Source organism: Acidilobus sp., from assembly GCF_049973875.1.
GTDB lineage: Archaea > Thermoproteota > Thermoprotei_A > Sulfolobales > Acidilobaceae > Acidilobus.
Window position 1 is genome coordinate 1 of the sequence record NZ_JBMFJI010000027.1, and the last position, 11,252, is coordinate 11,252.

At 63.7% G+C, this 11,252-nt stretch carries 14 protein-coding genes and 1 pseudogene; 4 read left to right on the forward strand and 11 right to left on the reverse strand.

Annotated features, from left to right (window positions below; genetic code table 11):
- A pseudogene (locus tag ACP5H1_RS07150) lies at window positions 1-392 on the reverse strand (hypothetical protein); the annotation flags it as partial.
- Window positions 393-501: 109 nt separating this feature from the next.
- Window positions 502-1,377: a GH12 family glycosyl hydrolase domain-containing protein gene (locus ACP5H1_RS07155; protein ID WP_427973483.1), complete on the reverse strand. Its 876-nt coding sequence runs from the start codon at window positions 1,375-1,377 to the stop codon at window positions 502-504.
- A gap of 113 nt (window positions 1,378-1,490) precedes the next feature.
- On the opposite strand from ACP5H1_RS07155, the gene ACP5H1_RS07160 reads away from it, so the two are divergent.
- Complete coding sequence (locus ACP5H1_RS07160) at window positions 1,491-2,633, forward strand: glycosyltransferase family 4 protein (RefSeq protein ID WP_427973485.1); 1,143 nt, start codon at window positions 1,491-1,493, stop codon at window positions 2,631-2,633.
- On the opposite strand, the gene ACP5H1_RS07165 is transcribed toward ACP5H1_RS07160, so the two are convergent.
- Genes ACP5H1_RS07165 through ACP5H1_RS07200 form a run of 8 tightly spaced genes read right to left on the reverse strand, consistent with a single transcriptional unit; the run spans window position 2,634 to window position 7,865 of the window.
- Complete coding sequence (locus tag ACP5H1_RS07165) at window positions 2,634-3,320, reverse strand: ABC transporter permease (RefSeq protein WP_427973488.1); 687 nt, start codon at window positions 3,318-3,320, stop codon at window positions 2,634-2,636.
- A gap of 13 nt (window positions 3,321-3,333) precedes the next feature.
- Window positions 3,334-4,170 (reverse strand): ABC transporter ATP-binding protein, encoded by an 837-nt coding sequence (locus tag ACP5H1_RS07170; RefSeq protein ID WP_427973491.1) that lies wholly within the window; start codon window positions 4,168-4,170, stop codon window positions 3,334-3,336.
- A complete protein-coding gene (locus tag ACP5H1_RS07175) occupies window positions 4,171-5,016 on the reverse strand; it encodes a DUF5131 family protein (RefSeq protein WP_427973515.1) in 846 nt (281 codons plus the stop codon).
- A gap of 2 nt (window positions 5,017-5,018) precedes the next feature.
- Complete coding sequence (locus ACP5H1_RS07180) at window positions 5,019-5,270, reverse strand: hypothetical protein (RefSeq protein WP_427973493.1); 252 nt, start codon at window positions 5,268-5,270, stop codon at window positions 5,019-5,021.
- 26 nt (window positions 5,271-5,296) lie between these two features.
- The gene (locus ACP5H1_RS07185; RefSeq protein WP_427973496.1) at window positions 5,297-6,352 is read right to left on the reverse strand and encodes a TIGR04084 family radical SAM/SPASM domain-containing protein; all 1,056 of its coding nucleotides are present in this window, start codon (window positions 6,350-6,352) and stop codon (window positions 5,297-5,299) included.
- A 21-nt stretch (window positions 6,353-6,373) separates the two neighbouring features.
- Window positions 6,374-6,655, reverse strand: coding sequence for a hypothetical protein (locus ACP5H1_RS07190; RefSeq protein ID WP_427973499.1), 282 nt, complete (start codon window positions 6,653-6,655; stop codon window positions 6,374-6,376).
- On the reverse strand, window positions 6,646-7,278 hold the full coding sequence (locus tag ACP5H1_RS07195) for a hypothetical protein (protein WP_427973501.1): 633 nt from the start codon (window positions 7,276-7,278) through the stop codon (window positions 6,646-6,648). The genes ACP5H1_RS07190 and ACP5H1_RS07195 overlap by 10 nt, the downstream gene beginning before the upstream one ends.
- Before the next feature lie 5 nt (window positions 7,279-7,283).
- A complete protein-coding gene (locus ACP5H1_RS07200; protein WP_427973503.1) occupies window positions 7,284-7,865 on the reverse strand; it encodes a maleate cis-trans isomerase in 582 nt (193 codons plus the stop codon).
- Between the two features lie 151 nt (window positions 7,866-8,016).
- Between ACP5H1_RS07200 and ACP5H1_RS07205 the strand changes: the two genes are divergently transcribed.
- Window positions 8,017-8,943 carry an MBL fold metallo-hydrolase gene (locus ACP5H1_RS07205; RefSeq protein WP_427973505.1) on the forward strand — a complete coding sequence of 309 codons (927 nt, stop codon included), beginning with the start codon at window positions 8,017-8,019 and terminating at the stop codon, window positions 8,941-8,943.
- Window positions 8,944-9,023: 80 nt separating this feature from the next.
- A complete protein-coding gene (locus tag ACP5H1_RS07210) occupies window positions 9,024-9,671 on the forward strand; it encodes a 16S rRNA methyltransferase (protein WP_427973508.1) in 648 nt (215 codons plus the stop codon).
- On the opposite strand, the gene ACP5H1_RS07215 is transcribed toward ACP5H1_RS07210, so the two are convergent.
- On the reverse strand, window positions 9,668-10,882 hold the full coding sequence (locus ACP5H1_RS07215; protein ID WP_427973510.1) for a M24 family metallopeptidase: 1,215 nt from the start codon (window positions 10,880-10,882) through the stop codon (window positions 9,668-9,670). The two genes, ACP5H1_RS07210 and ACP5H1_RS07215, sit on opposite strands and share 4 nt — an antisense overlap.
- Before the next feature lie 152 nt (window positions 10,883-11,034).
- Here ACP5H1_RS07215 and ACP5H1_RS07220 point away from each other — a divergent pair.
- Window positions 11,035-11,252: RAD55 family ATPase (locus ACP5H1_RS07220; RefSeq protein ID WP_427973512.1), on the forward strand; the 218-nt coding region annotated here is incomplete at its 3' end.

Consider the following 11,252-nt stretch of genomic DNA (forward strand, 5'->3'; position numbering starts at 1 on the left):
ATGAGCTGGGCGTAGCTCTCGTTGAACTGCGGCGGGGCCACGAGGACCTCCAGCAGGTTGCCCTGGGAGCTGCCCACAAGCTGGCCGTCCTTATATATGGTGTAGTACACCAGGTAGTGGCCTGGGTAGGCATATGTGACCTGCACCGAGCCTGTAGTCGAGTTCACGGCACTGCCGTTGCCTGTGTATATGATAACGTACTGGCCGGGCGACGGCGAGTAAGAGGTCACAGTTATGTAAATGGGCTGCCCGGCTATTGCCGTGTAGGAGCTCAGCGCTGGGGGCGACATGGAGTATGCCTGTAGCTCTTCGGTGTTCGTAGTTACATCGCCACTAAAGTGGTGCCACACGAGGACGCCAAGGAGTGCGAGAACTACAATAAAGACTACCATGAGGCCTAACGCGGGCCTACCAAGGGAGGCCCGCGAGTGGCACGCGAACTGACATCCCCCAATCCCTCCTCAGAGGCCGTAGAGTGGCTTCAGCGGGGGCTATTAAGCCTTAGGTCCAGGGGAGGACCAGGACACCATATGAGCTCAGCCTGTACCTGGCCATGACGCTCACCTTGGTAGGAGGCCAGGTCAGCGACGTGTACTCCATGCCCAGCTCAAGGCCGTTAAGGTAGAGGTCCTTCACGTCGTCGCCCCACTGCAGGAGGCCCTGGAGCGACCTTAGCACGAGGGTCAGGGGCACCATGACGCTCCCTGAGGCCAGCGGGGGCTCGAGGGTGAAGGCCACGTAGGTCCAGCGGCCCGGGCCCATGGGGTCAGCTACGTAAACTCCCCAGTTGACAACGCCGGGCCTCCCGTTGACCACGGTCGGCAGCGCGATGGTTGAGCTGGGGGACTGGTAGCCCATCGGGTTAAAGCCCGGGGTGCGGTAGAGCCATATCATGACCTCGAGCTCCCTGGGCCCCACGCTGCCCTGGTCTGGCCTCCTCGTGAGCCACAGGTCAAAGGCGAGGTTGCCCCTGCCGTTGGGGAACTCTACTGAGTAGTCAACGTACACCAGCATATGGGGGAGCTGGCTCACCTTTGCCGGCAGCTGGAGCAGCGGGGACGTCTGCGTTGAGAGGGCGCCCCACGGCTTGTAGCCGTATATCACCTCCGGGTAGCCGAGCACGGTCTCGGGCGGCCTAGCCGCCGTGGCCTCACTGTAGGAGACCACCACGTCAAGTCCGTCGCTGCAGAGCTTCACCGAGGAGCTGCCCAAGCCCTCCCATGTGTTCCACGGGTTTGGGTCAACGGCTATGCCGTGGCCCTGCGAGTCCTTCACGGTGACCCAGCTGGACTCCCCCGCCTTGGTGGAGGAGGCGGTGACGCAGTCCCTGAGGCCGCTGGGAGGGACCAGGTTTAGGTAGCCTCCAAGGGACGCCAAGATGGCCTTCCCCGCTAGGGGGGTCGCAGGGGGCTATATCCTCTGTTGCAACGCCCACGTCGTGGAGCCCTCACGCTTTTATTTGTGCATCACCTTTTCAGCTACGGTAAGTCATGAAGGTAGCGGTGGTCCACACCCTGATAGAGAAGGCGGGCGGCGGGGAGAGGCTTGCCGTAAGCGTCCACAGGGCGCTGAGGGAGCTGGGGCACGAGGCCGACCTCTACACCATGAGGTTAAACGTCAGCGCCTGGCAGCTCCTGGCCCCTGGGGAGCCGCCGCCCAGGGTCCTGGACATAGGGTTCCCCCTCGAGGGCATCTCAAGGAACAGGCTCACCAGGCTCAGGAGAGTGCTGGCCCTGAGGGCCTTCATGAGGGAGGGCCTCCCCAGGCTCAGGGAGGAGGGCTACGAGCTGATCTTCGAGACCCAGGCCAACGTCCCCTCCCCCTCGGACGCCGTCTACATACACTACCCCGCCCTCCTGGACTACATGGGAGGGGGCGGCCTGAGGTGGGCCTACAACCTGGCCGTGAGGCTGGCGGCGAGGCCCGTGCTGAGGGAGGCCTCCAGGAGGCCCCCGAGGCTCGTGCTGACCAACAGCTCGTGGACAGCCGAGAAGGTTAGGCAGGCCTACGGCGTTGAGGCGAGGGTCCTCTACCCCCCGGTTGACGTGGAGGCCATAGGCGAGGCCGCGAGGAGGGCCGAGAAGGAGCCCCTGGTGCTCACCGTGTCGAGGTTCACCCCCGAGAAGAGGCTTGAAGTCATCCCTGCAATAGCCAGGGCCGCCAGGGAGATGGGCGTGAGGGCTGAGTTCTACATAGTAGGCTCCACGGCCGGCTACTCGGGGCCCGTCATAGAGGCCATAAGGGGCGAGGCCAGGAGGCTGGGAGTTGACGACATGGTTCACATGGAGTTCAACGTGCCGAGGGGGGACCTCCTGAAGCTTTACGCCAGGGCCAAGGTCTACCTCCACCCTCCCTTCGCTGAGCACTTCGGCATTGCAATAGCTGAGGGCATGGCAGCCGGGGCCGTGCCGGTCGTCTACAGGGACGGAGGGGGGTGGACTGACATGGCCTCAAGGGTGGACCAGGGGCTCGGCTACACCACGCCCGAGGAGGCGGCCAGGGCCATATCTTGGCTTCTGGGCAGCGAGGAGAGGTGGTCCAAGCTGTCAGCGGCCTCCATGGAGGTCGCAAGGGGCTTTAGCTACGCCTCCTTCAAGGGGGCCCTGGCCAAGTACCTTGAGGGGCTGAAGTGATCAGGCGAGGCCCCACCTGCCCGCTATGGCCCCGGCTATAGCGCCGTACACCAGCGCGGCCAGCCCCCAGAGCAGCGACGCCGGGCTGCCGAGGAGCGAGAGCCTTATGGCCTGCGCCGCATAAGTCGTGGGCTCAAGCATGGCCAGGGGCAGGAGGTACCTTGGCAGCAGGGACAGGGGGAAGTAGACCGGGGCGAAGAACGTTAGCATAAACGACACTATCTGGGTCACCTGCTGCAGCAGCCTCCAGTTCCTTATCCTTGCAGCTATCAGGAGGCCTACCATGGAGCCCTCGAAGGTGCTCAGGAGCAGCGCAACCGTGAGGTAGGCCAGCCCGACGGCGCTGACCGCTACGTACCTCAGGAGGACCGCCACCCCAACTATGAGCAGGCCTGACAGCACGGCAAAGATGTTGTTAACGAGCGCGGACGTCATTGCGTATGCCCACAGCGGCACGCCGCTGGCTATCATAATTGAGATCCTGCCCCCGTACCTGTCCATGCCTATGTTGTTTGGCACTGAGAGCATGCCGGAGAGCGCCACCTGGAAGACTATTGTGCCCGAGACCAGGTAGTAGGCGTCCTGCCTGCTCACTATGTAGCCGAATGACGCTATTATGGCCACTGGGAACACTATCATGAAGAACAGGTTCACCGCTATCCAGGTCTTGGCCTCCTTGATGAACATCTCGGCCAGCGACTCAAGCTCCCTGAGCGCCCTTCATCACCTCCAGGTACACCTCCTCGAGGGACGGGGCCCTCACCTCAAACCTCCCCCTGAGCCTTGACACGAAGTCCCTGACCTCGTCCTCCCTGACCTTGTACACCTTGCCCTCCTCCAGGTCAACTACCTCGTAGTAGTAGGCGAACCTCTTCCTCAGCTCCGCCGGCGTCCCCTCGGCTATGACTTTCCTGTTAATGAAGTACACCCTGTCGGAGAGCGCCTCGGCCTCCTCCATGTAGTGGGTTGTGAGGAGTATGGCCCTCCCCTCGCCCTTGAGCTGCCTCAGCAGGTCCCACAGCTCCCTCCTGGCCTCGGGGTCGAGGCCCGTGGTGGGCTCGTCAAGTATTAGCACCTCAGGCCTGTGGACCACCGCCATGGCTATTAGGGTCCTCCTCTTGAGCCCCCCGGAGAGGTCTATGACGTACTTGTCCCTGTGCTCCCAGAGCCCCAGGGCCCTCACCGTGTCCTCAGCCATGGCCCTGGCCTTGCTGGCTGGGACGCCCCTTATCCTGGCCGCGTAGTAGACGTTGTCAAATACCGTGAGGTCAAGGAAGGGGACCGCCTCCTGGGGGGCAACGCCGAGCCTGAGCCTCACCCCCCTGTCGCACGGGTCTCCTCCCAGCACCCTGACGCTGCCCGACTGGGGCCTGAGCTCGCAGTACAGGTGCTTCACCAGGGTCGTCTTGCCGGCGCCGTTGGGGCCCAGGAGGGAGACGAGCTCGCCCCTCATAACCTTCAGGCTGACCCCCTCCAGGGCTACTACCTTACCGTATGACTTGCTGAGCCCCTCCACCTCTATGGCCGCGTCCACCATTCATCCTCTCCTGAACTTGGCCCTCACGCGGCTCTCGCTCGAGCTGAGCTCAAATATTACGGAGCCCTCGCCGCCGCCCAGGGAGCGGTCGACATCTATTGAGATGGAGCTGTCCTCGCTCTCCTTGATCATGGGCGTGACCGAGTTGCCTCCCCTGATGGTGGCATTAACGTTAACGCTGCTCCCCTCGGCGTCAACAGATACCCTGGACTCGCCCCTGAGCTCCCCGTAGGACAGGTCAAGGTCAGCCTCGCTGTCGCTGAGGTCGAGCTCAGCCCTCAGGTTGCCCAGGCCCCCCAGGGAGGCCGACAGCGAGGACTCCAGCAGGTCGGCCTTAAAGGAGACTAGGCCGTCGTAGGACAGCTTGGCTTCACCCTTCTCGGCCTCCAGCGCGAGGGAGGAGGTCCCGGGGGGCAGGGAGGAGAGCCTCCTGACCAGCTCCCTCGTCTTCCAGAGCGGCGGCTCGGGCAGCCTCGAGTTCCAGTTGTCATAGCCCACGTGGACGCTCACGGGCCTTATGTCAGCCACCCAGGAGACCATGACGTCCAGGTCGAAGTCCATTATGGGCTCTATAGAGACGTACTTGTAGGGCCACCTGAGCTCAGCCATGGCCTCGTGCCTGGCCAACGGCGGAGGGGCCCTCGACACGGACCTAGCAAGGTCGTCCCTGTTGGTCTCTATGGTGGCCCCCAGCACCGAGCCCCTGGGGAAGAGGTCCAGGAACTCGCCGTACCTGGCAGGGTTCTTGGTTAGAAACATGAACCTTGTTGACGGGAACTCCCTGGCCTTCCTGAGCACCCTCGCTATCCACTCGGAGGGCACGGCGTCGCTGAACAGGTCGCCCATGTCTACCACGACACCGTGTCGCCTGGCCTGAACCTCGCCCTCTCAAGGTCCTCCTCGTGGAGCGTCGGCACGAAGCCGTTCCTGTACTTGGGGCTGTCCCTGAGCTTCCCCTCTATCAGCTTCATGGCCCAGCAGTAGGTGCACAGGTGAGGGCAGCCCATGACCGGGTTCCAGGACCTGTTCGGCCTGACGGGCCTCCTGTTGCCGAGGTCGGGCAGCAGCGACATGAGCTTCAGCTGCAGCGCGGCCTCCAAGGCTAATAACCCTTGAGCTTCGCACCTCACGGTATGACCTCCGTGGAGTCCTCCGTGGGGTCGTACCTCAGGTCCTCCAGCCTCACGGCGCCCTCCTTCACCAGCCGCTCCACCTCAGGTATTATTGAGAGCACCGCGTCGAGGTAGGCCCTCGTGACCCTGTCAACAGCCTTGAAGCCCTCCTCGCCCCAGTCCCTCTCCACCGAGGCGTAGAGGCAGCGGCCCCCGCAGTACCTCCTGTAGGGGCAGGAGGCGCACTCCTTGGCCAGGTAGGGGCCCATGAGCCTGAACCCCCTGTCCACCGTGCCCAGCTCCGCCCACCTCTCGTAAACTGCTATGGGGCAGGCCAGCACCCTGCCGTCGGTGCTCACGGCGACGCTCCTGTAGCCCGCGCCGCAGGGCGAGCCGGGGTAGCCGCCGAAGAAGTGGGCGCTCACAACGCCGAGTATCGGAATTACCTTGAGCACCCTGCCCCTCCTGAGCTCCGAGATGAAGAGGTCCACGAGCCTCCTCACACCGGGCAAGTAGCTCCTCTCGGCCCACCCCTCGAAGTCCCACCTGGGCGACCAGACCACGTCGAGCTGCCAGTGCACCTTGTCGAAGAGCCCGAGGCCCAGGAGGTGCATGACGTCCTCGTATATGTCCGTGTCCTGGGTCACCGCCATCCTGGCTATGGTCTCGACCCCGAGCGACTTGAGGTGCCTGGCGGCCTCCAGCACCCTCCTGTAGACGCCCCTGCCCCTGTGCTTGTCCGTGACGGACTCCCTGCCGTCTATTGATAGGAGGGCCACGTTCATCCTTCTCCAGTAGGAGTCGGGCAGCAGCCTGTAGAGCGTCCCGTTGGTCTGCACGCCGTACCTCCTCGCCCTGACCCTGTCCATGAACTCCTCTATGAACTTGGGGTTCGCCAGGGGCTCGCCGCCGTAAAATATGACCGTGGCCTGGGGGTCCGCCTCCACGAGCCTCTTCAGCTTCTCAATGTCGTACCTCACGGTGTAGGGCACTACCTTGCTTGGGAAGGAGCCGCCGCAGTAGTCGCACCTCAGGTTGCAGAAGCCCGTGGTGAACACCAGCCACAGCAACTTGCTTCCCTTGGGGAAGCCCTATGCGGGGGCATTTGAGGCCTCGCCAGTGTCGCTTATGGACAGCAGCTGCTCCAGCGCGGCCTTGGCCGGGGCCTTCCTCGGGCTGACCCTCGGCAGCGGGAGGCCGAGCATGGAGTTAACGTAGAAGGCCGCCGTCAGCATGTCCCTGGCCCACACGGTGAAGGCCGCCTCAGGCCTCAGCCACGAGAAGCCGTAGGGGTGGAGGACCCTGGAGAGGTTTGAGTAGAGCTCCATGGGCTCCTTAGGGTCAAGGCCAGTCAGGTAGCTCGCTATGAACACTTGGCCTTTATCATGGGTAAGGTGAAGTACCTGGCCTCCCTGTTGCAGAAGGCGCACCTTATTGCCGAGCCCTTCTTCCTCTTCCTGCTGTCGAGCGCGGCCTTAAGGTACTTCTTCTCGAGGGGCAGCTCCTCAATGGGCTTTGAGTACTCGGGCCACTTGAGGTGCTTTTCGCACACAGGCTTCCCAGCGAGGAATATGGCGTCCCCCTCAAGGCTCTTCCTGCCGCTCAGCTTCTTCACCCTGCCCACGGCCTCTGGCCCGCTCCTAACTATGTAGCCGTCATCAACCATGGCGTGCCAGGCCCTCTCCCTCAGCGCCTTTATGTAGAGCTCCGTGGTCCTCGACGCTATGAGGCACAGCGAGCCCCTCTCCAGGAAGAACCTGACCGCCACCTCGGCCGGGTAGAGGAGCCCTGAGGACGCGTTGGTGAGGCCCACGTCTATGGCGTACTTCATGTCGTCGCCCAGCCTGAGGCCCGACACCAGGGACTTCTCCCTCTCCATGGCCTCCTTCACGAGCTCCTCCAGCTGCCCGTCAGAGGGAGGGGCCCTGTCTATGACCTCTACTGTGCCCTCCCTGAGCCTGAGGAACTCGAGCAGCTCGGAGCTTATGGAGAGCAACGGGCTCACCCCTTGAAGATCCCGATCTCCCTGGCCACGTCAAGCATCGCTGAGGAGGCGGTGACCACGGGCAGCCTCCCCCTCAGCCTGTCAAGGATGGGGAGCGTTGAAAGTATCGTGCACGCCACGTATATCGCGTCGGCCTCGCTCCTCTGGGCCACGCTGACGGCGTCTATCACCAGCTCGTGGGGCGTTGACGCTATGGCCTTGCCTCCGGTCCTGCCCAGCGCTATGGAGCCCACCACCTCGAAGCCGTTACCCCTGAGCCACCTGACCTCGTAGTCGTGCCTCCACTGGTTGTAGGGGGTCACCAGGTAGACCTTCCTGGCCCCGAGCTCCCTGAGCCTGGTCAGTATGGCCTCCGTGGCTATCACCACGGGCACCGAGAAGTCCCTGAGCAGCTTGAACTGAAACTCCTTGAAGGCCCCGTAGGACCTGGCGTAGAGTATGCCGTCGGCCCGCTCCGCCTCCCCCTTTATCTTGGAGAGCTCCGCGAACATGAGGTCCATCTCGTCCTTCCTTATGCCGTGGCCAGGCCTGTACTGCATGTAGAAGAACCTGAACTGGCCCGGGGTAGAGGGCCTCAAGGTCCCTCTGCAGCGTCGGGTTCTCGCTCGAGAGTATTACTGAGAGCGCCTCTAAACCCCTCCCGGGCCCAGGTCCGCTCGTGCCTTTAACCCTGAGCCGCAGGTGTAAACGCTTACTATCGCCGGAAGCCACAGGGCCCTCGGCGGGAGCTTGGTAAGGGCTGGGCCCTTCGACGTCTCAATACTCGCGGCCGACAGCATGGGGGTGAGGAGCATAGCCACGGTGGCCGAGGCCTGCGGCGTCAGGCTCGGCATAGACCTAGGCGCCTCCCTCGCGCCCAGGAGGTACGGCCTGCCGCCACACCAGCTTGAGCTTCAGGCGCTTCACAGCGCCCTTGAGAGGATAGCAGAGGAGGTCTCCCGCTCGGACGCTATAATAATAACGCACTACCACTACGATCACTACCTCAAGGACAGGCCCGACCTCTACTACGGCAAGAGGCTCCTGGTCAAGGACCCGAACAATAACATCAACTGGAGCCAGAGGGGGAGGGCCAGGAGGTTCCTGGTGGAGGGCAAGGTTGAGCAGAACTCCCAGGTGTCCTACGCCGACGGGCAGACCTTCAGGGTGGGGGGCCTGACCCTGGAGTTCTCCCCGCCAGTGTGGCACGGCGAGCCGGGCACCAAGGTGGGGAGGCTGATAATGGTCAGGGCGTCGTGCGACGGCGAGTCAATAATATTCGCCAGCGACTCCCAGGGGCCGGCCGACCCCCAGGCCATAGAGCAGCTCAAGTCCTGGGCCGGGGCCAGGCTCCTGGTGCTCAGCGGCCCCCCTACATACTTCGCCGGCTTCAAGGTGCCCGTTGAGGCCGTCCAGAGGGGCCTGGACGGCCTGATGGAGCTGATCAAGGCCCGGGTGGCCGACACAGTAGTAGTTGATCACCACCTCCTCAGGGACCTCAGCTACAGGGAGAAGCTGAAGGAGCACTACAGGGCCGCCGAGGAGGCCGGCGTCAGGCTGCTCACGGCGGCCGAGCTGATGGGAGCTGAGGTGAACCAGCTGGAGGCCAGGAGGAGGGAGCTCTGGGGCAGGGAGGGCAAGGGGGAGGCCGAGGAGAGCGACTACTATGAGGAGTAGGGCCGCGCCGCAGGTAAACGCTCCGCTGCCGCTGCACAACCTATTGTAGAATAGGGTGAGGGGGCCTGGCCAAGCTCACCGTGCTCCTCCTGGACTCCGCGCTGGAGGTCGTCCCCAAGGAGCTCGCCTCCCACCCCCAGGTGGTCAAGACCGCCAGGAGGTACGGCCTCAGGCCGGAGGAGATGGTCCTTGACGCTGGCCTGCACTGGAAGGCTATGAGGTCGCTGGAGGGCTGGTGGAGGAGGGGCAGGCCTGACATAGTGCACCTCAGCCTCCTTAACCTCCTGGAGAAGAGGCCTGTCCTGGAGGGCAAGGTGGAGGTCTACATGCACGTCCAGGACGGCAGGGTCTTCGCGTTCGCCCCCGACGTAAGGGTGCCAAAGAACTACGACAGGTTCAAGGGCCTCATGGCGCAGCTGCTGAGGAATAACAGGGTGCCGCCGAGCGGGAGGCCGCTGGCGTGGAAGGTGGCCGACAGCCTCAGGGACTTCCTGGGGGACAGGAGGGTCATTGTGTTCTCCGAGGGCGGGGCAAGCTCGGACACGCTCTCAGTCCTCAGGGAGGCCTCGTCCCTCGGGGTCCCGGTCGGCTTCGGGGCCTTCCCGAGGGGCGACTTCTCCGACGAGGTCAAGTCCCTGGCCCTCAAGTACTACAGGATAAGGGAGGGGGAGCCCCTCAAGTCATGGGACGTGGCGTGCTCCATAGCCAACGCCTACTACGAGCTCTAGCGCCTCACCGTGAGCTCATCTATGTCCTCCGGGTAACTGGTCAGCCTCCTGGCGCCGTCCTCTGTTATGACGAAGGTGTCGCTGTGCCTGAAGCCCCCGAGGCCGGGCACGTAGAGGCCGGGCTCTATGGTAACTACCATGCCCGGCCTGAGCTCCTGGCCGTTGCCCACGTCGAGGAACGGGGGCTCGTGCTCCTCAAGCCCCAGGCCGTGGCCGCTGTGGTGCCTCAGCAGGCCCTCCACCCCGAGCTCCCTCGCCTTTGCCCTCATGGCCCGGTCCACGTCGGAGGCCCTGGCGCCCGGCCTCAGGGACTCGATGGCCGCCTGCCTCACCTTCAGCATCTTGTCGAAGTACTCCCTCACCTCCCTGCTCGGCGTCCCAAGGACAAGGGTCCTCTCGAGCTCAGCGAAGTAGCCCCCCACCTCGGGCCCGGAGCCTATCCCAATGACGTCCCCCTCCCTCATGGGCCTCTCGGCCACCAGGGCGTGGGGGTACGCCGAGAACTCGCCCACCTGCCCCCTGAAGCCCACGACCCAGCCCACGGTGCCCCTCAGGGGCACGTAAGGCGAGTAGTGGCTGTTCATCTCCCTGCTGACCTCGAGGCTGGCCTCCAGCGAGACCTCCCAGTCCCACCTGCCCGGGGCCATAAGCTCCATGGCCTTGTCTATGGCCCTTGAGGCCCACCTGCCGCTCTCCTCTATCAGCGAGAGCTCCTCCTGCGACTTGATGAGCCTCATCTCCGCCACCAGGTCGCCCATGTCAGTCCACTTGACCCCCCTCTTGGCAAGCAGCTCCTGGAGGGGCGGGCCAGAGTAGCCGTAGGCCCCCTTGGGCCCCAGGGGCTCCCCCATGACGTGCCTCAGCCCAGAGCCTGCTATGGCGTCCGCTATGAAGTTGGCCACGTGCACCTCCCCGGGGTAGTCAAAGTAGTACTCAAAGCGCTTGACAACGCCTCCCCACCTGGAGTTCCTGTACTCCGCGTGGCCCATCTCGACGCTCGGCAGGACCGCGAAGGGCTCACCGTCCACAGGCACTATGACTACAACGGGCCTTTCAGTGGTTATGAACGAGAGGTTTGTGAAGTAGAATATGCTTACGGAGGAAGTAAGCACGGCCGCCTGGGCCCCTGAGGCGGCCACCCTCTCCCTGAGGGCCTTCAGCCTCCTGTTGAGCTCGGCCTCGGAGACCCTCGGCATCAAGCCCTCTTGCACCGCGCCCTTCGCTGCCTGGGGAAGATAAAATACGCCCATGGAAAGGTCTGGTCCCATAAAAGGGTTTACTTTCTAGGGTTAACGCGCCGGGGGAGTTAGATTAAAAACCCACTGCGACAATATTTGTCCATGACTGAGCAGAGGTTGTAGCGTTGAGCCAGAGCAGCCAGGCCGCCAGGCAGAGGATATTCCTCGGAGTGCCAGGCCTAGACGACATGTTCTCTGAGGGCGTGCCTAGGGGCTCCATAATACTTGTGGCCGGCTACCCCGGGGCGGGCAAGACCACCCTCGCGAGCCAGTTCGCCTACCAGGGGGCCTCCTCGGGCGAGCCGTCGCTCTACGTGAGCTTCGTGGAGCCAAGGGAGGACTT